The following is a 25,578-nucleotide window of genomic DNA, read 5'->3' on the forward strand; positions in this document are numbered from 1 at the left end:
GGCGCTTTACTTATCCGGCCTACAATCCAGGCCCGGATCGCGATACGCCATCCGGGCGCAAGGTCATTAGCGAGTGACTTCCACTTTCGCCAGTTTTTCGTAATAGCATGCCAGAGCACTGTGGTCGGCGGTTCCCAGGCCATCAGCACGCAGCGCCTGCATCATCTCCATAACAGCCGCGGTCAGCGGAAGCTGAGCACCAACACCGTGAGACGTATCCAGCGCGTTTGCCAGATCTTTAATGTGCAGATCGATACGGAAACCCGGCTTGAAGTTACGATCCATCACCATCGGCGCTTTCGCATCCAGGACGGTGCTGCCTGCCAGACCACCACGGATCGCCTGATAAACCAGATCCGGGTTTACGCCGGCTTTGGTTGCCAGGGTCAGCGCTTCAGACATCGCGGCAATGTTCAGCGCCACAATCACCTGGTTCGCCAGTTTGGTGACGTTCCCCGCCCCGATATCACCGGTATGAACAACAGACCCCGCCATCGCTTTCAGCAGATCGTAGTATTTATCGAAAATCGCTTTGTCGCCGCCAACCATCACCGACAACGTGCCGTCGATCGCCTTCGGCTCACCGCCGCTCACCGGCGCGTCCAGCATATCGATGCCCTTAGCTTTCAGCGCGTCGCTGATCTCACGGCTCGCCAGCGGCGCGATGGAGCTCATATCGATCAGCACCGTCCCCGGTTTCGCCCCTTCGATAATGCCGCCTTCGCCCAGCGCAACCTCTTTCACATGCGGAGAGTTTGGCAGCATGGTGATGATCACATCACACTGCTCAGCAATCGCTTTGGCGTTAGACGCGGTTTCTGCACCTGCCGCGATAACGTCAGCGATCGCTTCAGGATTACGGTCAGAAACCACCAGCGAGTAACCTGCTTTCAGGAGGTTTTTACTCATTGGTTTACCCATGATACCCAGGCCAATAAAACCAACTTTCATCGTCATATCAATTATCTCTCTTGTTTCGGTGGTGGTTATTTCTTAAAGGAATCAGCCAGTTTCTGCGTGGCGGAACGGAACACGCCCAGGTCGCTGCCGACAGCAACAAACGTGGCCCCCCATTCCAGATAGCGACGGGCGTCGGCATCAACCGGTGCCAGAATGCCGCTCGGTTTGCCGTGCGCTTTCGCCCGGGCAAAGATGTGCTGAATGGCTTTCTGCACCTCAGGATGAGACGCATTGCCGAGGTGGCCTAACGCCGCAGCCAGATCGCTTGGACCAACGAAAATACCGTCGACACCTTCGGTGGCGGCGATAGCATCGACGTTATCCACGCCCTGCTGGCTCTCAATCTGCACAATGATGGTGATGTTTTTGTTGGACTGCGCGAAGTAATCCGGGACGGTGCCAAACATGTTGGCGCGATGCGATACGGACACGCCACGGATCCCTTCAGGCGGATAGCGCGTCGACGCAACGGCGTTCACTGCCTCTTCTTCTGTTTCAACAAACGGAATCAGAAAGTTGTAAAAACCGATATCCAGCAGACGTTTAATAATCACCGGCTCATTGGTCGGTACACGCACCACTGGCGCGCTGGAACTGCCTTTCAACGCCATCAGTTGTGGAATAAAGGTGGAGACATCATTTGGCGCATGCTCGCCATCCAACACCAGCCAGTCGAAGCCCGCCAGTCCTAAGACTTCGGTACTGATGGGGCTTGCCAGCGCTGACCAGCAACCAATCTGAATCTGATGCGCAGCCAGCGCTGCTTTGAACTTGTTCGGGAAGATGTCGTTATTCATCACTTTTACCTTGTCACTTAACCGTTAATTATTTCTGCAGTTCCATACGTTTAATGTCACCGACAATAAACAGGTAACACACCATTGCCATCAGCGCGGAACAGCCAACGAATACCAGCGCGGCGTTGAAGGAATGCAGTTCACTTACCAGGTAACCGATAACCAGTGGCGTTACGATAGATGCCACGTTGCCAAAGACGTTAAATACCCCGCCACACAGGCCCACAATCTCTTTCGGCGCGGTGTCCGAAATCACCGGCCAGCCCAGTGCGCCAAATCCTTTACCAAAGAAGGCCAGCGCCATCAGCGTCACCACCAGCGCGGTGTTGTCGGTGTAGTTGCACAAAATGATGGTGGAAGCCAGCAGCATTCCCAGCACAATTGGCAGCTTACGCGCAACGGTGATAGAAAAACCGCGCTTAATCAGATAGTCCGAGAACACGCCGCCCAGTACGCCGCCAGCGAAACCACACAGCGCCGGAATCGAAGCCACCAGACCCACTTTCAGGATCGACATTCCTTTTTCCTGAACCAGATAAATCGGGAACCAGGTCAGGAAGAACCAGGTGATCGTGTTGATGAAATACTGTCCAAAGAACACGCCAAGCATCATACGGTTGGTCAATAACTGCTTGATGTAATGCAGTTTTGGACCACTTGCCACGGCGCTGCCCGGTTTTTTGTGGTCCATATCCACGACCGCACCGTTTTCAGAGATGAACTTCAACTCTTCTGCGGACATCTGCGGGTGATCGGTGGGGTTATGAATCAGTTTGACCCACAGCGCCGTCAGGACAAACCCAATCACGCCCATCACAGTGAAGACGTGCTCCCAGCCCCAGGCAAAGGTCAACCAGCCCAGCAGCGGCGAGAACAGTGCCAGTGAAAAATACTGAGCAGAGTTAAAGATTGCCGACGCGGTTCCACGCTCTTTGGTCGGGAACCAGGCCGCAACAATACGGGCGTTTGCCGGGAACGAAGGCGCTTCCGAGAAACCCAACATAAAGCGCATAAAGAACATGGAAACCCCGGCCCAGGCCAGCGGGAACATATCCACGAAGCCTTGCAGGAAAGTGAACAGCGACCAGAAAAACAGGCTCCAGGTGTACACTTTTTTCGAACCAAACTTATCGAGCAGCCAGCCGCCGGGGATTTGCATCAGCAGGTATGCCCAGCCAAAGGCAGAGAAGATGTAGCCCATTGACACAGCACTCAGCTGCAACTCTTTGGCGACTTCGGTACCGGCAATGGATAGCGTCGCCCGGTCCGCGTAGTTAACCGCTGTAACAATAAAAATTATCAGCAGAATTAAATAGCGGGTATGCGTACCTTTCTTTTTTTCTACAACGGTATCCAGGATCATTTTATTTACCTCAGGCACTTAAGCAGACACATTTATTATTATTTATTGATGACAGACGCTATCACTTATTAATAAATACAGATACTCATTTCGTGATTCAGTATAATCAGGCAGAGAGCATTACGCATTGTGCAGATGCTCATTAACGATGCTAATTACAAATAATATCTTGAGCAAATGCACATAACGCTGGGCGCTGATGCACATATTTACGCTTTACCGCCCCTGATAGCCGGGCTTTCACCATAACGAGTGATCTGGATCACATTCTTATTTTTGAACTCCTGACATCCTTATTTCACGACAGGTCTTCCTTATTTTAATAATCAGATTCGCAGAATCTTTCTATATTATTATCACCCCGGTTGGAGAATACTGGACAATGGCCAACATCGACATCAGACAAGAATCGCCGAGCGCATTTTATATAAAGGTCCACGAAACAGATAATGTGGCGATCATTGTTAATGACAATGGTTTGAAAGCCGGGACGCGATTCCCGGATGGACTGGAGCTGATTGAACATATTCCACAGGGACATAAAGTCGCGCTGGTGGATATTCCGGTTCATGGTGAAATCATACGTTACGGTGAAGTGATCGGCTACGCCGTGCGCGACATTCCGCGCGGAAGCTGGATTGATGAATCCATGGTTGAGCTACCGACAGCGCCGCCGTTGAACACGCTGCCACTGGCGACCAAAGTTCCGGAACCGCTGCCGCCGCTGGAAGGCTATACCTTTGAAGGCTACCGCAACGCCGATGGCAGCGTAGGCACCAAGAATCTGCTCGGCATCACCACCAGCGTGCACTGTGTGGCGGGTGTGGTGGATTATGTCGTCAAAATCATTGAGCGCGATCTGCTGCCTAAATACCCGAACGTCGATGGTGTGGTCGGACTTAACCACCTGTACGGTTGCGGCGTGGCAATTAACGCGCCGGCAGCCGTGGTGCCGATCCGCACCATCCATAACATCTCGCTGAACCCAAACTTTGGCGGCGAAGTGATGGTCATTGGCCTGGGCTGTGAAAAACTGCAGCCGGAACGTTTACTGGAAGGTACTGACGATGTGCAAAGTATTCCGGTCGACAGCGCCAGCATCGTCAGCCTTCAGGACGAAAAGCATGTGGGCTTCCGTTCCATGGTCGATGATATCCTGCAGGTCGCTGAGCGCCATCTGGTTAAACTGAATCTGCGCCAGCGCGAAACCTGCCCGGCCTCTGAACTGGTTGTCGGCATGCAGTGCGGCGGCAGCGATGCGTTTTCCGGCGTGACGGCAAACCCGGCAGTGGGCTACGCCTCTGACCTGCTGGTACGCTGCGGCGCTACGGTAATGTTTTCCGAAGTCACCGAAGTGCGTGATGCGATCCATCTGTTGACGCCGCGCACCATCAACGAAGCGGTGGGTAAACGTCTACTGGAAGAGATGGCCTGGTACGACAACTATCTCGATATGGGGAAAACCGATCGCAGCGCTAACCCCTCTCCGGGTAACAAAAAAGGGGGGCTGGCGAATGTGGTGGAAAAAGCGCTGGGCTCCATTGCGAAATCCGGTAAAAGCGCGATTGTCGAAGTGCTCTCCCCAGGCCAGCGCCCGACCAAACGCGGTCTGATTTATGCCGCAACGCCCGCCAGCGATTTTGTCTGCGGCACGCAGCAGGTCGCGTCCGGGATCACCGTCCAGGTGTTCACCACGGGTCGCGGTACCCCCTATGGCCTGATGGCCGTGCCGGTGATTAAGATGGCGACCCGTACCGAACTGGCAAAGCGTTGGTACGATTTGATGGATATCAATGCAGGCACCATCGCCACGGGTGAAGAGACCATTGAGGAAGTCGGTCAGAAGCTGTTCGAATTTATTCTTGATGTCGCCAGTGGCCGTAAGAAAACCTTCTCCGATCAATGGGGATTGCACAATCAGTTGGCCGTCTTTAACCCGGCACCAGTGACCTGATATTTTCGAAACGAAAGCAACCGAGAAAACGGGGAATAATCCCCGTTTTTCTTTCCTGTCCGTGAAAGATAAGGTGATAATGCTCGCAGTTTTGAAGGTTAATTTTTCACCCGCCCTTTTTCGCTTTTCGTCGGTAGAAAAATCCTAACCCGTTGAAAGAAAGAACAATGCCTGAGGCCTCCCTTTTCGCTCTCTTTTCGTTTTGATAAAAGAGAAACCTACCGAAAAGCCGGGGTGTTTTAATGCGATAATTCGCTCATTTTTCCCCTTTGACTTTCCCCTTTGTTAAACACAAGATTCAATGGCTTCTGTAATTTACCTCACCGACATTCTGACCCGAATAAAGAGGGAAGTTATGTATACCTTGAATAAAAATAATGTCGCCCTGGCATGCTTTTTTTCCTGTTTACTGGCCGCACCGGTTGCCGCCAGTGCTGAAGGCCAGACGACAGAAAAACCCGTTAAATTACGCTACACGCTATGGGATCGAAATCAACTTCCCGGCGAACAGCAACTGGTTAATGAATTTGAAAAAAATAACCCCGGTGTAAAAGTTGAAATTGAACTAACGCCCTATGACCAATATTTCATAAAACTCAGTTCAGCGGTCGGGGGAAATGTGGCGCCGGATGTATTCTGGATGAATATGCCGAATTTTCAGCAGTACGTTAAAAACGGCATGCTGGAACCACTGACTCCTTATTTAAAAGACACATCATCACCACATCTTGATGATTTCGTGAAAAGCTCTGTCGATGCTTATCAGTACCAGTCTCAACAATACGCTATTCCACGGGATATCGACGCGATTGCCGTGTGGTATAACAAAAAAATGTTTGATCAGGCTGGCGTAACCTATCCCGATAAAAACTGGACGTGGGACGATTTAAAACAGAAATCAGAACAGTTACGTAAAAAGCTGGATCAGCATTCTTATCCGTTGGCGATGGATCTCGGCAGCGGTCAGGACAGCTACTTTAACCTGCTGCTGCAGGCCGGCACTCAGATTGTCCTGCCTGAGGGTAAAACGGACGTTGCCAGCGACAACGCGATTGCCATGTATCGCGACGTTCAGGGAATGCTGAAGGCAGGATTGCTCCAGCCGCCAGGCGAAATGAAAGCCGCCGATGTCTTCCAGTCCAATCGGGTGGCGATGATCTACGCGGGCTCGTGGTGGGCGCTGCCGTTCTCGCAAAACGAACTGATTAACGATCATGTCGGCGTCGTTCCGATGCCCAAAATGGCAGAACAGGCTGGCGTCTCTCATAGCCTGGCATTCGCCATGTCTGCCAAAAGCCAGCATAAAGAGGCCGCCTGGAAATTCATTGAATTCATGAGCTCAGAACATGCGCAGCAAACGCTGGCAGCGGGCAAAGTGGTGATTCCGGCCAATCAGAAAGTCGCCAAAGCATGGGCGGAAGGCTTTAAGGATGTTGATGTTTCCGCCTATATCGATTCACTGGCGTTTTCTCATAAATATCCCACCGCCGGTTCAAATACCGCGAAATGGAATAGCATTCTCAACGACGGGCTGAAAAAAGTCTGGATGGGAAATGATCCGCAACAGGTTATGCCGGGTGTCGCCAAACGCGTTGAGCGTGAAATGCAGAAATAATCGTGAGGGAGCCTTGCTCCCTCTCACCTCTCTTGCGTTAACTCATTTATTGTTTGTAAAGTGAGCATCCCGGAGTCTGTATGAGCTATTCAGATGAAGCGGCATCCCCGCCGTTATCGGCCAGGGAACCCAATAAAAATTCCCTGACCCGACTGGAAAAAGAAGAACGTTTCTGGGGGTGGATAATGATTCTGCCGCTGTTGGCAGGATTAGTTATTTTTTACTTTACGCCGTTCTTCCAGAACGTATTTTACAGTTTTACCGATCTGGGCGAGTTTCAGATCTGGACGACAATCAATCTGGATAATTACATTAATTTATTCAGCGATGATGAATTCCGTTCGGCGATAGTGAATACGCTGGCCTATGTTTTTATTTGTGTGCCGGTGATCACGGTCCTGTCTTTACTGCTGGCGATTGGTTTAAACCAGGCGATTCGCGGTCAGTGGCTGTTCCGTACGCTGTTATTTCTTCCGGCCGTTACGATGCCTGCCGCCATTGCGATGGTCTGGCAGTGGTTGATGAACCGTAATTTCGGTTTACTCAATCAGATCCTGGCTTATTTCGATATTCCCGCCATTGGTTGGTTATCCGATCCGGATATTGTCCGTCTGAGCGCCTCACTGGTTATTATCTGGTCGGCTATCGCTCTGAAGATGATCATTCTGCTCGCCGGCTTGCAGGGGATCCCGAAACAGATTTATGAAGCCATGTCTCTGGATGGCATCAGTAAACTGCGCGGCTTCTGGTCAATTACCCTGCCGCTAATGATCCCGACGCTGTTCTTCGTTCTGGTGATCTCGTTTATCGAAACGCTGCAAATATTCGATGTGGTGTATCTGCTGTTTGGCAGTTCTTCCATGGTGGACGATCAGACCATGACCATCGCTTATCTCTTTTATAAATACGCCTTTATCTACCATGAAAAAGGCTACGCCTCCGCGATTGCCGTGGTGATTTTCGTTATCACGATGGTACTGACCCTGCTGCAGATATGGATAGGCAAACGGCTTAAAGCACAGTAAGGCAACCACTATGTTCATGACAAAACGTGAAAAATGGCTGATTTATGGCCTGATGATCCTGGCGACGCTGGTCACGGTGGTTCCCTTTCTCTGGATGATCATCACCTCGTTTAAAACCCAGGCGGAAAGTATTGCCTTTCCGCCGATCCTGCTGCCCGCCAATCCGGGGTTTCAGGCGTACGATAAAATCTTGCATGAGATGCCGTTTGGTAGCTTTTATTTTAACTCGATCGTTTCCACGCTGGTTATCGTCATCTTACAGACGCTGATTGCCGCGATGGCGGCGTATGGTTTCTCCCGCCTGCGTTTTAAAGGGCGCGATCTCCTCTTTATGCTCTGCATTTCGATTCTGATGGTTCCCGGACAGATCTTTTTGATCCCGCAGTTTTTAACGATCGAGAAAATAGGTCTGCTGAACTCCATTCCAGGCCTGGTGCTGCCGGGATTATTCAGTATTTATAGCGCCTTTTTATTGCGCCAGTTTTTTCTTTCCGTACCGAAAGAGCTGGAAGAAGCGGCCATTATGGATGGTTATAACCATTTAACGATCTTTTTCAAAATCATGCTGCCGCTGATTAAACCGGGACTTATCGCCTGCGTCATTATTAACGGGTTGTGGAGCTGGAATAACTTAATGTGGCCGCTCATCGTCAATACCTCAATGGACAAAATGACGCTGCCGGTGGGTCTGGCCTCGCTCTCCGGTCGCGCCGGGGTGGAGTATCCCATGCTCATGGCGGGAGCGTTGCTCGCGATTATCCCCATGTTATTACTTTATATTTTCTTCCAGCGCTATTTCATTCGTGGCATCGCCGGTGCCGGAATTAAAGGATAAGGGGCATTATTATGTCAGGCATTCAATTACAGTCAGTAGGCAAAATATATCCGAATGGCTTTCAGGCGATTCATGGCGTTGACCTTGAAATTCACGATGGCGAATTTATGGTTTTTGTCGGGCCATCCGGCTGCGCCAAATCAACGTTACTGCGCATGATCGCCGGTCTGGAAGATATTACTCATGGTCATATTTCCATTGGCGAACGGTGCGTTAACGACTTGCTGCCAAAAGAACGTGGCGTGGCGATGGTTTTTCAAAACTACGCCCTCTATCCCCACATGACGATCTACAAAAATATGGCCTTCAGCCTGCAGGGCAAAATGGACAAGCAGGAGATAGATGTTCGCGTGCGGGAAGCCGCGCGCAAACTGGAAATCGAAACGCTACTCGACAAAAAACCGGGTCAACTTTCAGGGGGTCAGTGCCAGCGCGTTGCCGTCGGCAGAGCCATTGTGCGTAAGCCTGAGGTGTTTTTGTTTGATGAGCCGTTGTCCAATCTCGACGCCAAACTGCGCGTGTCAATGCGCGTGCGCCTGACGGAACTTCACCGCCAACTGCGTCACGAAGGCGTGAACGCGACAATGGTGTATGTCACACACGATCAGATTGAAGCGATGACCATGGGTGACCGCATTTGCGTACTCAACGGTGGACGGATCATGCAGGTCGACACGCCGGGCAATATCTACCATCAGCCAAAGAATAAATTCGTGGCGGGTTTCATTGGTAACCCGGCAATGAATATCCATCTTCTGGGGCTCGACCCGCACACGCACGGACTGCGTCTGAATGACGCGCTGACCTTGCCCTTAACCGCACGACTGATCTCCCAACTGACGGATTATCCGCACGACAGCGTCTGGTTTGGCATTCGTCCGGAGGCGATTCAGTTGGCGCAGCACAACGATCCTGCGGCTTTCGACGCCCGGATCACCAACGTGGAAAGAATGGGCAATGAAGATCTGCTGCATTTCGATATCGGTGCACAGCAAATGATCCTGCGAGTCAATTCGTCACCGGACTGGAGTCCGCTGCCCGGCGAATCGATCAGGGTGAAATTCAATCTTGAAGCCGCCTTTTTATTCGATAAGCAGAATGAAGAAAATTTAGCCAGTGCCTGAAGTCGCGAACGTCATCATCAGGTGCAAGCAATCCAGTTTGTTTTTTTAATGCCCCGCCGCGCAGAACAACGCGAACGCAGGCAAGGGCAAAATGAGAGGCTTATATGTGTGCAAAGAAAGTGACCGTGTTAGTGGTGGGCGCAGGCGCGCGCGGCGAAATCTATTCTCGCTACGCGCTTGAACATCCGGACCGCATGCAGGTGGTCGGCGTGGCGGACCCCAGAGAGGCGTATCGCCAACAGTTTGTCGCTCAGCATCAAATTGAGCAGGAAAACATCTTTCGCGACTGGAAAGAGGCGGCGGCCCGCCCACGAATGGCAGATGTCGTACTGATTTGTACTCAGGATACGATGCACAAAGAGCCTGCCGTCGCGTTTGCCGACCTCGGCTATCATATTTTGCTGGAAAAACCGATCGCTCCCACGCCGGAAGAGTGCCGCACCATCATCGCTGCGGTGAAGCGCAACAACGTCTTATTGGGTGTCGCCCACGTTCTGCGCTACACCCGCTATACGCAAAAACTCAAGTCCCTGCTCGACAGCGGGGTGATTGGCGATATCGTCAGCATGCAGCATCTTGAGCCGGTGGGTTACTGGCACCAGGCGCACTCTTTCGTTCGCGGCAACTGGCGTAACGAAGCGGAATCGTCGTTTATGCTGTTACAGAAATCCTGCCACGATATGGACTGGATCCGCTACATCATGGGCGATCGCTGTCAGGCTGTGACCTCATTTGGCAACCTGAGTCATTTCGTAAAGGAGAACCAGCCGGAGGGTGCCGCCGACCGCTGCCTGGATTGCCAGGTTGAGGCGAGCTGCCCCTGGTCAGCCTGCAAAATTTATCTCGGCGAGGATCACAAATGCACGCCACATTTCCGTCGCGTGCTGACGGCGGATCCCACCGAGGAAAATGTCCGTCAGGCGCTGCGCGAAGGTCCGTATGGCCGCTGCGTTTATCGCTGTGATAACGACGTAGTGGATCATCAGGTGGTCAACTTGCGTTTCGCGCATCAGCAAACCGTGACGTTCACCATGACCGCCTTTACCCGTATGGAAGATCGAAAGACGCGTCTTTTCGGTACGAAAGGCTATCTCGAGGGCGATGGCGAGCAGATCCGGGTGTTTGATTTTCTGACGGACAGCGAGACGCTCTACACGATCGACGAGATCGCCGCAGGCACGCAGACCCAGATGGGAGGCCACGGCGGCGGGGATTACTATCTGATGGATCGCTTTATTCACGCCGTGATGGCGGGCGATCAAAGTATGATTCTCTCCGGCCCGGATGAATCGCTGGAAAGTCACTTAATGGTCTTTGCCGCAGAGCGCGCTCGCAAGGAAAACTGTCTGGTTACACTGTGAAATTCGAGGAGATGTGGCATGTTTTACGGTGTTGATATTGGCGGCACAAAAACTGAAATTGTCGCCTTTGATAAGGAAATGCAGGTTTGCTGGCGCAAGCGCGTAGCCACGCCGGTTCAGGATTACGAACTCTTTCTCTCGACCTTTACCTCGCTCATCGATACCGCCGACTGGGCTACGGGAATGCAGGGCAAAATCGGCATTGGCATGCCTGGATTGATGGACAGACATACCGGAAAGCTGCTGTCGTCGAACGTCCCCTGTCTGACCGGACGGCAGGTGATGGACGATCTGGCGCACCGACTCAACCGCTCGGTGGCCCTGGACAATGACTGCTGCTGCTTCGCGCTGTCGGAGGCGCATACCCAGCAGGCCCGTCAGTTCTCGCGAATCTTTGGCGCCATTATTGGCACCGGCATGGGCGGAGGACTGGTGATCGACGGGCAGCTCTATCGTGGGCGCAACCGGATGGCCAGCGAGTTTGGGCATTTACCGCTGCCCGCCACCTTTATGCGCCGTTATAACCTGCCGGAGATCACGTGCGGCTGCGGCTTACAGGGCTGTCTGGAGCGCTACCAGTCCGGCCCCGGTTTACTCTGGCTGCATAAGCACTTTAGCGGGGAACAGCTCAAAATGGAGACGCTGCTGGAAAATTACCGTCATGGCAACGCCAGCGCCGTCGCCACGGTTGAGGCGTGGATTGATATGCTGGGCTGTACGCTGGCGCAGTTGCAGCTCATTCTGGATGTCGACGCCTTTGTTCTGGGCGGCGGCGTCTCTAACATTGAGGAAATTTACACCTTACTGCCCGGCGCCATGTCGCGCTATCTCTTCCCGGGGCTCGCCCCCGCGAATGTCTTCCCGGCCGTGCATGGCGCATCCAGCGGCGTACGCGGTGCCGCCCTGCTGCTGGTCGAACAGGATGCACTGATGCACTAAGCGATCGCCGGCAAAACACGCTTTTGCCGGCGTTCTCTCTTATTCATCCACGATAACGACATCCACCCCCATCTGGCTGAGCGCCTGATGATAATGCTCCGGAATACCACTGTCGGTAATCACCCGGTCAATACCGCTGATTTCACTGATCATGCAAAAACTTTTGCGGCCGAACTTGCTGGAATCCGCGACGACCGTAACCTCTTGCGCTACCTGACACATCACCTGGTTAAGGTGCGCTTCCCCTGGATGCGGCGTGGTGATCCCGGCTTCCAGACAAAATCCATCAACGCCCAAAAAGAGCTTATCAAACCGATACTGTCTGAGCTGATGTTCCGCTGAAGGACCATACAGCGAGTAAACGCTTTGCCTGACATTTCCCCCTAATATCATGACATCCACCCGTTCAAAATTGGCGAGTTCCCAGGCAATGTTCAGCGCATTGGTCATCACCACCAGATCGCGACGACTTTTAAGCAACGGAGGAATAAGCGTGGTGGTCGAGCCAGAATCGAGAATCAACGTGTCGCCATCTTTGACAAAACTGGCCGCTTTTTCGGCAATCCGCGATTTCACATCGCGGTTCAGCCGGTCTTTATCCTGTAAGGGGCGATCGAGGGCAAAGTGTTGATTTAATACGGCGCCGCCATAAGAACGCATGACGCAGCCTTTCTGCTCGAGATAACGTAAGTCATTGCGGATAGTGACGCTTGAGACGCCGAAATGCACGCTCAGGGGTTCGACACGAACACTACCTTGATCGCATAACAGATCGATGATTTGCTCGCGACGTCTTAAGTTATCCAGCATTGCTTTTGCTCCATTGCATATTGTTATGTTTTAGCGATTTATCGCTTTCGTTTTCTTTTTAATATATTAAATCAGAAGACTTAAGGCGAATTTGTGAACACGTCCGCAGCGCGGATTTTGGCAAAAAAGCCTGTTTTTCTTTCGTTTTATCTAAACCGAAAATGAAAAATGCGAAAGATCGAAAAGCGTGCAGGACAGGTGAGCGGGAGAAGGAGACGAAAAATCAGTGAAAAAACGAAAGCGGGTTCGGCAAAAACCCGCTGACATTTTTCTTTTTGCTTAATTGAAGGACATCACATTTTTGTGATTTTCACGACGCCGCCTGGACGATAATGACCTCAACGCCACTGCGATGAAACTCCTTCAGGCTCTCTTCCGGGATGCCTTCATCGACGATGATGGTGTGAATACGTTGGGTATCAATAATTTTATGCAGGCTCGAGCGGTTAAATTTACTGGAGTCAGTGACCACGATAATCCGTTCCGCCACTTCACACATCCGGCGATTTAGCCGGGCTTCGTCTTCGTTATGAGTACTGACGCCTCGCTCTAAATCAATGGCATCGACGCCCAGAAACAGCATATCGAAGTGATAATTCTGCAACGACTGCTCGGCCTGGTCGCCATAAAACGACTGCGACTGACGGCGCAGATGACCACCGGTCATCAACAATTCCACGCCGTCTGCTTCCAGTAAGGCATTGGCGACGTTCATCCCGTTGGTCATTGCAATCACGTCGCTATGCTGACGCATCAGGCGCGCAATCTCATAGGTCGTGGTACCGGAGTCCAGGATCACGCGGTGACCCGGTTTGATCAACTCCACAGCCGCTTTGGCGATACTGCGTTTCACCGCCGTGTTCAGTGAGCTTTTATCTTCGACGGAAGGCTCCGCACCAGGCGTATTACTGTCGCAAATCAATGCGCCGCCATAGGCGCGAACGGCGATCCCCTGCTTTTCCAGGAACGCCAGATCGTTGCGGATCGTCACCGTGGAAACGCCAAACAATCCCGAAAGATCGTTCACCTGTACGCTTCCTTGCTGCCGCAACCGCTGGATAATTTGCTCACGCCTTTCGCTGGTGCCTGACACCCGCTTGTCTCCAGAAGCATCGGTATTGCTCATAAGAAATCCTTTGGCTAATTCTTTCGTTTCATTTCGTTTCGCCTATTAACGCCTTTCTTTTATCGGAATGCAAGCCGAAAAAAGTCGACCTGAGGGGCGAAAAACCCCGCTAAATGCTTTCATTATGTTTCTTTTGTGAAACAGATCGGAAAACTATTATCTTTCGTTTTATTTTTATAAGACCATGATGCAGTATCAAGTGAAACAAAACGAAAGATTGTATGTCGCAGTTATCTGACCTGGAGAGGAAAGTGAAACATCTGACTGATATGGTGGAACAGCATAAACGAGGTAAGACAAACGGAATTTACGCCGTTTGTTCCGCGCATCCGTTGGTGCTGGAATCCGCAATACGTTACGCACAGGCAAATCACTCGCCGCTGCTGATTGAAGCAACCTCAAATCAGGTTGACCAGTTTGGCGGTTACACGGGCATGACCCCAGCCGATTTTCGCCATTTTGTCTGCCAATTGGCAGACTCACTTAATTTCCCTCAGGAGCAACTGATTCTGGGGGGCGACCACCTCGGCCCTAATCGTTGGCAAAACCTGGCCGCAGAACCGGCAATGACCAATGCCGACGAACTGATCAGAAGCTATGTCGCCGCCGGATTCAAAAAAATCCACCTTGATTGCAGCATGTCCTGCCAGGGCGATCCCGTGCCATTGACCGATGCCATCGTCGCGGAACGTGCCGCGCGCCTGGCGAAGATTGCCGAAGAGACCTGCATTGCTCATTTTGGCGAGTCTGATCTGGTTTATGTGATTGGCACTGAAGTGCCGGTACCGGGCGGAGCCCATGAGACGCTCACCGAACTGGCTGTCACCACGCCTGAGGCCGCACGAGCGACACTGGAAGCCCATCGTCACGCCTTTGAAAAGCAGGGACTCAATGCCATCTGGCCTCGTATCATCGCGCTGGTGGTACAACCCGGCGTTGAGTTCGACCATACCCACATCATTGATTATCAGCCACAAAAAGCCGTCGCGTTAAGCAAGATGGTGGAAGCGTATGACACGCTGGTTTTTGAGGCGCACTCCACGGACTACCAGACGCCGCAGTCGCTGCGCCAGTTAGTGAAAGATCACTTTGCCATCCTGAAAGTCGGCCCGGCCCTGACCTTCGCCCTGCGCGAAGCGCTGTTCTCGCTGGCCGCCATTGAAGAAGAGTTACTCCCGGCAAAAGCCTGTTCCGACCTGCGTCATGTCCTTGAGAGCGTCATGCTCGATCGTCCGGAATACTGGCAGAGCCACTACCACGGCGATGGCAATACCCGCCGTCTGGCGCGGGGCTACAGCTATTCCGATCGTGTTCGTTACTACTGGCCAGACAGCCAGATTGATGAGGCGTTTGAACGACTGGTGCGCAATCTGGCGGATGAGCCGATTCCCCTGCCGCTCATTAGCCAGTATTTACCTTTGCAGTACGTGAAAGTGCGCGAGGGAGATCTCAATGCCACACCGCGAGAACTCATCATCAACCATATTCAGGACATACTGCAGCAGTACCATGCCGCCTGCCAGGGCGTAACGTCCCAAAACGGATAACAAAAAAGAGGAACACGCTATGCCAAATATTGTACTCAGCCGTATCGACGAAAGACTCATTCATGGTCAGGTCGGGGTGCAGTGGGTCGGATTTGCGGGGGCAAATCTGGTCCTGGTCGCCAACGATGAGGTGGCAGAAGACACTGTGCAACAGAACCTGATGGAGATGGTGCTGGCAGAAGGGATCGCCGTGCGCTTCTGGTCGCTGCAAAAAGTGATCGACAACATTCACCGCGCCGCCGACCGGCAGAAGATTTTGCTGGTCTGTAAATCCCCCACCGATTTCCTCAAACTGGTCGAAGGTGGGGTGCCTGTTACACGCATCAACGTCGGCAATATGCACTACGCCAATGGCAAACAACAGATTGCCAAAACGGTCTCTGTCGACTCGACCGATATTGCGGCGTTTAACGGCCTGAAAGCCGCCGGGGTGGAATGCTTTGTTCAGGGCGTTCCGACAGAACCTGCGCAGGATCTCTTTAAACTCATCTGAGGCCTTCACCATGGAAATTAGTCTGTTACAGGCTTTTGCATTAGGTATCCTCGCCTTTATTGCCGGCCTGGATATGTTCAACGGATTAACACACATGCACCGCCCGGTGGTGCTTGGGCCGCTGGTCGGCCTGATTCTGGGCGATCTGCATACCGGTATTTTAACCGGCGGTACGCTAGAACTGGTGTGGATGGGACTCGCACCGCTGGCAGGCGCGCAACCGCCAAACGTCATTATCGGCACTATCGTGGGTACGACGTTCGCCATTACAACTGGGGTGAAACCGGATGTCGCCGTGGGCGTCGCCGTGCCGTTTGCCGTGGCGGTGCAGATGGGGATTACGTTCCTGTTCTCCGTGATGTCCGGGGTGATGTCCCGCTGCGATCGCATGGCGGCGAATGCCGACACCGCCGGTATTGAACGGGTCAACTATCTGGCGTTACTGGCACTGGGGATTTTCTATTTTCTGTGTGCGTTTCTGCCGATTTACTTCGGTGCAGAGCACGCGAAAACGGCCATTGATGTTCTGCCGGAACGGCTGATTGACGGTCTCGGCGTCGCAGGCGGCATCATGCCAGCCATCGGCTTTGCCGTACTGCTGAAAATCATGATGAAAAACGTCTATATCCCTTACTTTATCATCGGCTTCGTGGGAGCCGCCTGGCTCAAACTGCCGGTACTGGCGATCGCCGCTGCGGCACTGGCCATGGCGCTGATCGACCTGCTGCGTAAATCTCCAGAACCGACGCAATCTGCGGCCCAGAAAGAGGAATTCGAAGATGGCATCTAATCAACAAACGCTTCCGACTGTTTCCGACAGCGACGAAACGCTACTTTCCGGCGTAAACGAAAACATCTATGAAGATCAGAGTATTGGCGCAGAGCTGACCAAAAAAGATATCAACCGGGTGGCCTGGCGTTCCATGCTGTTGCAGGCGTCGTTTAACTACGAACGTATGCAGGCTTCCGGGTGGCTGTACGGGCTGCTGCCTGCGCTGAAAAAGATCCACACCAATAAACGCGATCTGGCGCGCGCCATGAAAGGCCACATGGGTTTCTTCAATACCCACCCCTTCCTGGTGACGTTTGTCATTGGCATCATTCTGGCGATGGAGCGCTCAAAACAGGACGTTAACAGCATTCAGAGCACCAAAATTGCCGTTGGCGCGCCGCTTGGCGGGATTGGCGATGCGATGTTCTGGCTGACGCTGTTGCCTATTTGCGGCGGCATTGGGGCCAGTCTGGCCTTGCAGGGTTCCATCCTCGGCGCAGTGGTCTTTATTGTGTTATTTAACGTGGTCCATCTGGGTCTGCGTTTTGGCCTGGCGCACTATGCTTATCGTATGGGGGTCGCCGCCATTCCGCTCATCAAGGCCAATACGAAGAAAGTGGGCCACGCGGCATCTATCGTCGGGATGACGGTCATTGGCGCACTCGTGGCGACCTATGTGCGTCTGAATACCACGCTCGAAATCAAGGCGGGTGATGCGGTCGTTAAGCTCCAGGCAGACGTGATCGACAAACTGATGCCCGCTTTTTTACCGCTGGTCTATACCCTGACGATGTTCTGGTTAGTCCGTCGTGGCTGGAGTCCGCTGCGCCTCATCGGTATCACCGTGATACTGGGCGTCGTCGGCAAGTTCTGTCACTTCCTGTAAAGCAAAGAGGTCTTCGATGTTAGGTATTATTTTGACGGGGCACGGTGGGTTTGCCAGCGGTATGGAAAAAGCGATGAAACAGATCCTCGGCGAGCAGTCGCAGTTTATCGCCATCGACTTTCCGGAAACCTCCACCACTGCGCTGCTCACCTCGCAGCTTGAGCAGGCGATTGAACAACTGGACGGCGAGGAAGATATCGTTTTCCTGACCGACCTGCTTGGCGGCACGCCGTTTCGCGTCGCCTCTACGCTGGCGATGCTGAAACCAGGCCGGGAAGTGATCACTGGCACCAACCTGCAATTGCTGCTGGAGATGGTGCTGGATCGCGAAGGACTCAGCAGCGAAGCATTTCGTGTGCAGGCGCTGGAGTGCGGGCATCGCGGCCTGACCAGCCTGGTCGATGAGCTGGGGCGTTGTCGCGAGGAGCACCCCATCGAGGAAGGAATATGACGCAGGTTTTGCGTGCCAGACGCCTGCTCACCGAGCAGGGCTGGCTGGACGATCATCAGTTGCGCGTTGAAGAAGGCATCATCACGGCCATCGAGCCGATTGCTCCGGGCATCACCGTGCGCGACGCCGAGCTACTGTGTCCCGCTTATATTGACACCCACGTCCACGGTGGCGCGGGGGTCGATGTGATGGACGATGAACCGGACGCACTGGACAAGCTGGCGATGCACAAAGCACGTGAAGGGGTTGCCAGTTGGCTCCCCACCACCGTCACCGCGCCGCTGAAGACGATTCACCGCGCGCTGGAGCGCATCGCTCAACGCTGTTATTCCGGCGGGCCTGGCGCCCAGGTGCTCGGAAGTTATCTGGAAGGGCCCTACTTCACGCCGCAGAATAAAGGTGCCCATCCCCCGGAGCTGTTTCGCGAGCTGGACCTCACGGAACTTGATGAGCTGGTCGCCATGTCACGACAGACCCTGCGGGTGGTGGCGCTGGCACCGGAAAAACCGGGCGCCTTGCAGGCGATTCACCATCTCAGGCAACAGGGTATACGGGTGATGCTGGGGCATAGCGCGGCAAGTTGGGCGCAAACCCAAGCCGCCTTTGACGCAGGCGCGAGCGGACTTGTGCACTGCTACAACGGTATGACCGGACTCCATCACCGTGAACCAGGAATGGTTGGCGCAGGACTCACCGATCCACGCGCGTGGCTGGAGCTCATCGCCGACGGGCACCACGTCCATCCGGCCGCCATGAAGCTCTGTTGCTGCTGTGCCAAAGAGAGGCTGGTGCTGATCACCGATGCGATGCAGGCCGCCGGTATGCCCGACGGAAACTACACGCTGTGCGGTGAAAAGGTCGACATGCACGGCGGAATCGTGCGAACCGCATCGGGTAGCCTGGCAGGCAGTACGTTGTCGGTAGATGCGGCAGTGCGCAATATGGTTGAACTGACAGGAATTGCCCCTGAGGAGGCGATCCATATGGCCTCGCTCCATCCAGCGCAACTGCTGGGGATCGACAGCCACTTAGGATCGTTAGCCGTGGGCAAACGTGCCAACATGATCGCTCTCAATGGCGGACTGCATTTACAACAGATCTGGATTCAGGGTCAGCGCCTCCCCCTTTGACCCTTTTTTTCTCCAGGGCCTTCGATCATGAATCGTAAGGCCTTTCTTTTCCTTTCGCTTAAGAAAACCCTCACCTCAGAACTTTCAGAGAGAATTATTACAGATCAATAAGATAAAAACGCTCTCCGTACAATCGATCACACTTTTCGTTTTATTTCATTTCGCATCATTGAACTTTCGATTTCTTTCCTATAGATTTTAATCAATCGATCATGTGAACAAGTGAAACTAAACGAAAGATAGCGACATTTTGCCAGCGTCTGATGTGGAATTCACAAGACTAAGGACTTACGATATGCCAGAAACCTATACCCCTGCAGCGGCAACCACCGGAACCTGGACTGAAGAAGAGATCCGCCAGCAGCCTGCCAGTTGGATCCGATCGCTGACGAACATTGACGCGATACGTACCACGATCGACAACTTTCTTGCGCCACTACTGCGTAAAGACGATCTGCGGATTGTGCTGACCGGGGCAGGTACCTCGGCATTCATTGGCGAGATCATCTCTCCCTGGCTTGCCAGCCACACGGGGCAAAACATCAGCGCCGTTCCGACCACCGATCTGGTCACCAATCCGATGGATTATCTGAATCCGGCACATCCGCTGCTGCTGGTCTCGTTTGCCCGTTCCGGCAACAGCCCGGAAAGCGTCGCCGCAGTGGAACTGGCAAACCAGTTCGTCCCTGAGTGCTATCACCTTTCGATCACCTGCAATGAAGCGGGCAGCCTGTACCAGAACGCGGTGGCAAGCGATAACGCTTTTGCTCTGCTGATGCCGGCAGAAACACACGATCGCGGTTTTGCGATGACCAGCAGTATTACTACCATGATGGCCAGTTGTCTGGCGGTGTTCGCACCAAAACTCATCAACAGCCAGACCTTCCGCGACGTCGCGGATCGCTGCCAGACGATCCTGTCCTCACTAGGTGATTTCAGCCACGGCGTGTTTGGCAATGAAAACTGGAAACGGATCGTCTACCTCGGCAGCGGCGGATTGCAGGGTGCCGCGCGTGAATCGGCCCTGAAAGTCCTGGAACTGACCGCCGGTAAGCTGGCGGCATTTTACGATTCTCCAACCGGTTTCCGTCATGGACCGAAATCACTGGTGGATAACGAAACGCTGATCGTGGTGTATATCTCCAGCCACCCTTACACCCGGCAGTACGATCTCGATCTGCTGGCAGAGCTGCGTCGCGATGATCAGGCCATGCGCGTTGTTGCCATTGCAGCCGAAAGCGATTCCATTATCGAAGCCGGCCCGCACATTTTGCTGCCGTCTGCGCGTCATTTCATCGATACCGAACTGGCGTTCTGCTACCTGATGTATGCCCAGGTCTTTGCGCTCACCCAGTCCATTGCAGTCGGTAATACGCCGGATACCCCTTCCCGCAGCGGTACGGTCAACCGCGTGGTGCAGGGCGTCGTTATTCACCCGTGGCAGGCTTAAGAGGATCCGATCATGAGTATCATTTCCACGAAGTATCTCTTGCAGGATGCCCAGGCAAAAGGCTACGCCGTTCCGGCCTTCAACATCCATAATGCCGAGACGATCCAGGCGATCCTCGAAGTGTGTAGCGAAATGCAATCACCGGTGATCCTCGCCGGTACGCCTGGCACCTTTAAACATATCGCGCTGGAAGAGCTTTACGCGCTGTGCACCGCCTACTCCACCACCTACGGCATGCCGCTGGCGCTGCATCTCGATCATCATGAATCGCTGGACGACATTCGCCATAAAGTGAACGCCGGAGTGCGCAGCGCCATGATCGACGGTAGCCATTTTCCGTTTGAAGAAAACGTGAAGCTGGTGAAATCGGTGGTGGATTTCTGCCACGCCCGCGATTGCAGCGTCGAAGCGGAGCTGGGGCGACTGGGTGGCGTCGAAGATGACATGATCGTTGACGCAGAAAGCGCCTTTCTGACCGATCCGCAGGAGGCCAAACGCTTTGTTGAGCTGACCGGCGTCGACAGCCTTGCCGTCGCCATCGGTACCGCGCACGGCCTGTACACCAAAAAGCCGAAAATCGATTTCCAGCGTCTGGCTGAAATTCGTGAAGTGGTGGATATTCCGCTGGTGCTACATGGCGCGAGCGATGTGCCTGACGAGTACGTGCGCCGCACGATAGAACTGGGCGTCTGTAAGGTTAACGTCGCCACTGAACTGAAAATTGCCTTTGCCGATGCCGTGAAAGCGTGGTTTGCCGACAACCCACAGGGCAACGATCCGCGCTACTACATGCGCGTCGGTATGGATGCAATGAAAGAAGTCGTGAGAAGTAAAATCAATGTCTGTGGATCGGCCAATAAACTTTTAGTCGACCACGAGTTATCGTAAGCGAGTCGGCTTTATCATCACTACACAAAAGCGCTATCTGATTAATATCAGGTAGCGCTTTCTGGCCAAATAGCGGAGGAGAATAACGAGATTACATCACGCTGAATTAATTAATGAATGCGATACGGTAAGAATAATATATTTCAACAAGTTCAGTCATTCAATTATTTTATGGTGAGGATTTAAATATGAGCAGTCCAAATATCCTGTTAACGCGTATTGATAACCGACTGGTGCATGGTCAGGTGGGTGTCACCTGGACATCAACGATCGGTGCCAATCTGCTGGTCGTCGTGGATGATGATGTCGCTCAGGATGAGATTCAGCAGAAATTAATGAGCATCACCGCAGAAACCTACGGTTTCGGTATCCGCTTCTTCTCTATAGAAAAAACTATCAATGTCATCGGTAAAGCAGCGCCGCATCAGAAGATCTTCCTGATTTGCCGCACCCCGCAAACAGTCAGAAAGCTGCTCGAAGGTGGTATCACGCTTAACGACGTGAACGTCGGCAATATGCACTTCTCAGAAGGCAAAAAGCAGATCAGCAGTAAAGTTTATGTCAATGAGCAGGACCTTAATGATCTGCAGTTCATTAAGAAACATGGCGTAAACATTTTTATTCAGGATGTCCCTGGCGATCAAAAAGAAGCGATCCCGGAGTAAATAACAAGCCAACGTTTTCATAGTAAAGGGACTTATTTATATGAGGTGTTTACAATGAATGAAATAACGCTTTTACAAGGGATATCCCTCGCGGCACTAGTCTTCTTTCTGGGAATCGATTTTTGGCTGGAAGCCTTGTTTTTATTCAGACCAATTATTGTCTGTACGCTCACTGGCGCCATTCTTGGCGACATTCATATTGGTTTGATCACCGGCGGTCTGACCGAACTGGCTTTTGCTGGTTTGACGCCCGCCGGCGGCGTACAACCGCCAAACCCCATCATGGCAGGATTGATGACCACGGTGATCGCCTGGTCTACCGGCGTGGATGCCAAAACCGCCATCGGCCTTGGCCTGCCGTTCAGTCTGCTGATGCAATATGTGATTCTGTTCTTCTATTCCGCTTTTTCCCTGTTTATGTCCAGAGCCGACAACTGCGCAAAAGAAGCCAACACCCGCGCATTTTCCCGTCTGAACTGGCTAACGACGCTGATTGTCGCCTGCTCTTACGCGATTATCGCGTTTCTGTGTACCTATCTGGCGCAGGGTGCCATGCAGGCGCTGGTGAAAGCCATGCCCGCCTGGCTTACTCATGGTTTTGAAGTCGCGGGCGGTATTCTGCCTGCCGTTGGTTTTGGTCTGCTGCTGCGCGTGATGTTCAAAGCACAGTACATTCCTTATCTGATCGCCGGCTTCCTTTTTGTCTGCTACATCCAGGTCAACAACCTTCTCCCGGTCGCTGTCCTCGGCGCGGGCTTCGCCGTGTACGAGTTTTTCAATGCCAAAGCTAAACAGCAGGCGCAACCCCAGCCTGCCGCCCATAAAAATGATGATGAAGAGGATTACAGCAATGGGATCTGAAATCAGTAAAAAAGACATTACCCGTCTTGGCTTCCGCTCTTCGCTTCTGCAGGCGAGCTTTAACTATGAAAGGATGCAGGCGGGCGGCTTTACCTGGGCGATGCTGCCGATTCTGAAAAAAATCTATAAAGATGATAAGCCGGGCCTGAGTGCGGCCATGAAAGATCATCTGGAATTTATCAATACCCACCCAAACCTCGTCGGTTTTCTGATGGGGCTGCTTATCTCCATGGAAGAGAAAGGAGAAAACCGCGACACCATTAAAGGCCTGAAAGTGGCGCTGTTTGGCCCTATTGCCGGGATTGGTGATGCCATTTTCTGGTTCACTTTGCTGCCGATCATGGCGGGGATCTGCTCCTCTTTCGCCAGCCAGGGCAATTTGCTGGGGCCGATTCTGTTCTTCGCCGTTTATCTGATGATCTTTTTCCTGCGCGTCGGCTGGACTCACGTCGGCTATTCGGTTGGGGTAAAAGCCATTGATAAGGTGAGGGAAAACTCGCAGATGATCGCCCGCTCGGCAACCATCCTCGGGATCACGGTGATTGGCGGTCTGATCGCGTCTTACGTCCATATTAATGTCGTGACCTCTTTTGCCATCGACAGCACGCACAATGTGGCACTACAAAAGGACTTCTTTGATAAGGTCTTCCCGAACATTTTACCCATGGGCTACACGCTGTTGATGTACTACCTGCTGCGGGTGAAAAAAGCACATCCGGTATTGCTAATCGGTGTCACCTTCGTGCTTTCTATCGTCTCTTCCGCACTCGGCATTTTGTAAACTGAACGGGGCGCGACAGTACGTGCGCCCCTCGTCAAAAGGATGACTGACCAATGCAATGCATACAGTACTGCGACCACTACGATGCGCTCAGCGATCGCGCCAGCGAACGATTGATTCAGGTTATACAGGACAAACCTGACGCGACGATTTGCCTGGCGACCGGTGCCACACCTGAACTGACCTATCGTTTCTTTGTCGAGAAAATACAAAAGAATCAAGTTGATATCCGAAACGTGACCTTCGTGAAGCTCGATGAATGGGTGGGGATTCCCTTACACACACCGGGTACCTGTGAATCGTTCCTGCAACAGCACATCGTGCAACCGCTTGGCCTGCGCCCGGAACAGTTGATCGGCTTTCAGTCGGAAAATATCGATGAGAAAGAGTGCGAACGCGTGACGGATTTGATTGCCCATCGGGGTGGCCTTGATTTATGCGTACTGGGTATCGGCAAAAATGGTCATCTGGGGCTGAACGAGCCGGGAACCGCGCTGGAGCCGTGTTGCCATATCAGCAGGCTTGATGACCAAACGCGCCATCATGACATGCTGAAAACGGCCGGTCGTCCGGTGACACACGGTATCACGCTGGGACTGAAGGAGATCCTCAATGCAAAAGAAATTTTGCTGCTGATTGCCGGGGATGGCAAGCAGGCCGCTGTCGAAAAATACCTGACCGCTACCGTGACGACGGCTGTTCCGGCCTCGTTTTTGTGGCTGCATGACAATACGACATGCTTACTGGATGGCTCGCGTTATTCTGATCGGTAGCCACTCATCTCAGCAGACACGCTACAACTTTGCAGCGTGTCTGCTGAATTTACTCCCCCTGCTGCTCCAGCGCGTACTTATACAGCGCGTTCTTCTTCACGCCGTGGATTTCTGCCGTCAGCGCTGCCGCTTTTTTTAGTGGCAGCTCGGCCTGTAAGAGTGCGAGAGTGCGCAAAGCATCGGCGGGCAGGTCATCTTCCTGCGCCTTGTGCCCCTCCACAATCAGCACCATCTCGCCTTTGCGCCGGTTCTCATCTTCTTTCACCCACGCCAGCAGTTCACCTACCGGTGCGCCGTGGATCGTCTCCCAGGTTTTGGTCAGCTCGCGCGCCAGCACCACATAACGGGATTCGCCCCAGACTGCGACCATATCTTCCAGACTGTCTAACAGGCGATGGGTGGATTCATAGAAAATCAGCGTACGCGGTTCGGTTTCAATAGCTTTCAGCGCGTCACGGCGTCCCTTTGATTTCGCTGGTAAAAAACCTTCATAGCAGAAGCGGTCGGACGGCAACCCCGCCGCGCTTAACGCGGCAATCGCCGCACAGGGACCCGGCAACGGCACCACACGGATGCCTTGCTCACGACAGGTACGCACCAGGTGATAACCCGGATCGTTGATCAGCGGCGTCCCGGCATCAGAAACCAGCGCGATGTTTTGCCCCTCTTTCAACTTCGCTACCAGCGTTTCTGCTTTTTGCTGTTCGTTATGATCGTGAAGGGCGAACAGTCGGGCATTAATCGCAAAATGCTGCAATAATAATCCGGTATGACGAGTATCTTCCGCGGCAATTAAATCAACGGCTTGTAACACTTCGAGCGCACGCTGGGTAATATCAGACAAATTCCCGATTGGAGTAGGTACAATAAAGAGTTGGCCGCGAGAATTCTCCGCCGATTCGTGTTGTGTCATTGTGTCGTCCGTATTGCCGATTTAATATTGAGCATTGCGTATAAAAAATATCACTGGAT

Annotated in this window: 25 protein-coding genes; 19 read left to right on the forward strand and 6 right to left on the reverse strand. The window is 52.9% G+C overall.

Annotated elements, in window-relative coordinates; all coding sequences use genetic code 11:
* Positions 1-66: 66 nt before the first annotated feature.
* The 3 genes from garR to garP are packed head-to-tail and all read right to left on the reverse strand — an operon-like array spanning position 67 to position 3,120.
* Positions 67-957 carry a 2-hydroxy-3-oxopropionate reductase gene (gene garR, locus C2U53_RS06300; protein WP_042325204.1) on the reverse strand — a complete coding sequence of 297 codons (891 nt, stop codon included), beginning with the start codon at positions 955-957 and terminating at the stop codon, positions 67-69.
* Positions 958-986: 29 nt separating this feature from the next.
* Positions 987-1,757 carry a 2-dehydro-3-deoxyglucarate aldolase gene (gene garL / locus C2U53_RS06305; protein WP_042998245.1) on the reverse strand — a complete coding sequence of 257 codons (771 nt, stop codon included), beginning with the start codon at positions 1,755-1,757 and terminating at the stop codon, positions 987-989.
* Positions 1,758-1,785: 28 nt separating this feature from the next.
* A complete protein-coding gene (gene garP / locus C2U53_RS06310) occupies positions 1,786-3,120 on the reverse strand; it encodes a galactarate/glucarate/glycerate transporter GarP (protein ID WP_042998246.1) in 1,335 nt (444 codons plus the stop codon).
* Between the two features lie 382 nt (positions 3,121-3,502).
* Here garP and garD point away from each other — a divergent pair, with 382 nt between their 5' ends.
* From garD to C2U53_RS06345, 7 genes are all read left to right on the forward strand, one after another.
* Positions 3,503-5,074: a galactarate dehydratase gene (garD, locus tag C2U53_RS06315; protein WP_042998247.1), complete on the forward strand. Its 1,572-nt coding sequence runs from the start codon at positions 3,503-3,505 to the stop codon at positions 5,072-5,074.
* 355 nt (positions 5,075-5,429) lie between these two features.
* Positions 5,430-6,689 (forward strand): sugar ABC transporter substrate-binding protein, encoded by a 1,260-nt coding sequence (locus tag C2U53_RS06320; protein ID WP_042998248.1) that lies wholly within the window; start codon positions 5,430-5,432, stop codon positions 6,687-6,689.
* Positions 6,690-6,769: 80 nt separating this feature from the next.
* Complete coding sequence (locus tag C2U53_RS06325; RefSeq protein WP_042998249.1) at positions 6,770-7,714, forward strand: carbohydrate ABC transporter permease; 945 nt, start codon at positions 6,770-6,772, stop codon at positions 7,712-7,714.
* Between the two features lie 10 nt (positions 7,715-7,724).
* Positions 7,725-8,549, forward strand: coding sequence for a carbohydrate ABC transporter permease (locus C2U53_RS06330; RefSeq protein ID WP_080343276.1), 825 nt, complete (start codon positions 7,725-7,727; stop codon positions 8,547-8,549).
* Positions 8,550-8,560: 11 nt separating this feature from the next.
* The gene (locus tag C2U53_RS06335; protein WP_042998250.1) at positions 8,561-9,673 is read left to right on the forward strand and encodes an ABC transporter ATP-binding protein; all 1,113 of its coding nucleotides are present in this window, start codon (positions 8,561-8,563) and stop codon (positions 9,671-9,673) included.
* A 104-nt stretch (positions 9,674-9,777) separates the two neighbouring features.
* Positions 9,778-11,034, forward strand: a complete 1,257-nt coding sequence (locus C2U53_RS06340; RefSeq protein WP_104445736.1) for a Gfo/Idh/MocA family protein — start codon at positions 9,778-9,780, stop codon at positions 11,032-11,034.
* Between the two features lie 18 nt (positions 11,035-11,052).
* Positions 11,053-11,973: an ROK family protein gene (locus tag C2U53_RS06345; RefSeq protein ID WP_042998252.1), complete on the forward strand. Its 921-nt coding sequence runs from the start codon at positions 11,053-11,055 to the stop codon at positions 11,971-11,973.
* Between the two features lie 39 nt (positions 11,974-12,012).
* Here the strand turns inward: C2U53_RS06345 and agaR are convergent, their stop codons facing one another.
* Complete coding sequence (gene agaR / locus C2U53_RS06350; RefSeq protein WP_042998253.1) at positions 12,013-12,783, reverse strand: transcriptional repressor AgaR; 771 nt, start codon at positions 12,781-12,783, stop codon at positions 12,013-12,015.
* 310 nt (positions 12,784-13,093) lie between these two features.
* The gene (locus tag C2U53_RS06355; RefSeq protein ID WP_042998254.1) at positions 13,094-13,909 is read right to left on the reverse strand and encodes a DeoR family transcriptional regulator; all 816 of its coding nucleotides are present in this window, start codon (positions 13,907-13,909) and stop codon (positions 13,094-13,096) included.
* 221 nt (positions 13,910-14,130) lie between these two features.
* Here C2U53_RS06355 and kbaZ point away from each other — a divergent pair, with 221 nt between their 5' ends.
* From kbaZ to C2U53_RS06415, 12 genes are all read left to right on the forward strand, one after another.
* A complete protein-coding gene (gene kbaZ, locus C2U53_RS06360; RefSeq protein ID WP_044255870.1) occupies positions 14,131-15,456 on the forward strand; it encodes a tagatose-bisphosphate aldolase subunit KbaZ in 1,326 nt (441 codons plus the stop codon).
* A gap of 19 nt (positions 15,457-15,475) precedes the next feature.
* Positions 15,476-15,949, forward strand: a complete 474-nt coding sequence (gene agaV, locus C2U53_RS06365; protein WP_042998255.1) for a PTS N-acetylgalactosamine transporter subunit IIB — start codon at positions 15,476-15,478, stop codon at positions 15,947-15,949.
* Between the two features lie 10 nt (positions 15,950-15,959).
* Positions 15,960-16,739 carry a PTS N-acetylgalactosamine transporter subunit IIC gene (gene agaW / locus C2U53_RS06370; protein ID WP_042998256.1) on the forward strand — a complete coding sequence of 260 codons (780 nt, stop codon included), beginning with the start codon at positions 15,960-15,962 and terminating at the stop codon, positions 16,737-16,739.
* Positions 16,729-17,607, forward strand: a complete 879-nt coding sequence (gene agaE / locus C2U53_RS06375) for a PTS N-acetylgalactosamine transporter subunit IID (RefSeq protein WP_042998257.1) — start codon at positions 16,729-16,731, stop codon at positions 17,605-17,607. Before agaW ends, agaE begins: the two co-directional genes overlap by 11 nt.
* 16 nt (positions 17,608-17,623) lie before the next feature.
* The gene (agaF, locus tag C2U53_RS06380; RefSeq protein WP_042325173.1) at positions 17,624-18,058 is read left to right on the forward strand and encodes a PTS galactosamine/N-acetylgalactosamine transporter subunit IIA; all 435 of its coding nucleotides are present in this window, start codon (positions 17,624-17,626) and stop codon (positions 18,056-18,058) included.
* Positions 18,055-19,188, forward strand: a complete 1,134-nt coding sequence (nagA, locus tag C2U53_RS06385) for an N-acetylglucosamine-6-phosphate deacetylase (protein WP_044267501.1) — start codon at positions 18,055-18,057, stop codon at positions 19,186-19,188. Before agaF ends, nagA begins: the two co-directional genes overlap by 4 nt.
* Positions 19,189-19,483: 295 nt before the next feature.
* Complete coding sequence (locus C2U53_RS06390; protein ID WP_104445737.1) at positions 19,484-20,638, forward strand: AgaS family sugar isomerase; 1,155 nt, start codon at positions 19,484-19,486, stop codon at positions 20,636-20,638.
* Between the two features lie 12 nt (positions 20,639-20,650).
* A complete protein-coding gene (gene kbaY / locus C2U53_RS06395) occupies positions 20,651-21,526 on the forward strand; it encodes a tagatose-bisphosphate aldolase subunit KbaY (RefSeq protein WP_104445738.1) in 876 nt (291 codons plus the stop codon).
* A gap of 188 nt (positions 21,527-21,714) precedes the next feature.
* Positions 21,715-22,191: a PTS galactosamine transporter subunit IIB gene (gene agaB, locus C2U53_RS06400; RefSeq protein ID WP_042998261.1), complete on the forward strand. Its 477-nt coding sequence runs from the start codon at positions 21,715-21,717 to the stop codon at positions 22,189-22,191.
* 54 nt (positions 22,192-22,245) lie between these two features.
* Positions 22,246-23,052: a PTS galactosamine transporter subunit IIC gene (agaC, locus tag C2U53_RS06405; protein ID WP_042998262.1), complete on the forward strand. Its 807-nt coding sequence runs from the start codon at positions 22,246-22,248 to the stop codon at positions 23,050-23,052.
* Positions 23,042-23,833 carry a PTS galactosamine transporter subunit IID gene (agaD, locus tag C2U53_RS06410; protein WP_042998263.1) on the forward strand — a complete coding sequence of 264 codons (792 nt, stop codon included), beginning with the start codon at positions 23,042-23,044 and terminating at the stop codon, positions 23,831-23,833. The genes agaC and agaD overlap by 11 nt, the downstream gene beginning before the upstream one ends.
* 53 nt (positions 23,834-23,886) lie before the next feature.
* Complete coding sequence (locus C2U53_RS06415; RefSeq protein ID WP_054176903.1) at positions 23,887-24,606, forward strand: galactosamine-6-phosphate isomerase; 720 nt, start codon at positions 23,887-23,889, stop codon at positions 24,604-24,606.
* A gap of 49 nt (positions 24,607-24,655) precedes the next feature.
* On the opposite strand, the gene rsmI is transcribed toward C2U53_RS06415, so the two are convergent.
* The gene (gene rsmI, locus C2U53_RS06420) at positions 24,656-25,519 is read right to left on the reverse strand and encodes a 16S rRNA (cytidine(1402)-2'-O)-methyltransferase (RefSeq protein ID WP_044263613.1); all 864 of its coding nucleotides are present in this window, start codon (positions 25,517-25,519) and stop codon (positions 24,656-24,658) included.
* Between the last annotated feature and the right edge of the window lie 59 nt (positions 25,520-25,578).

Origin of the sequence: Citrobacter sp. CFNIH10, from assembly GCF_002934585.1 — a bacterium.
GTDB lineage: Bacteria > Pseudomonadota > Gammaproteobacteria > Enterobacterales > Enterobacteriaceae > Citrobacter_A > Citrobacter_A amalonaticus.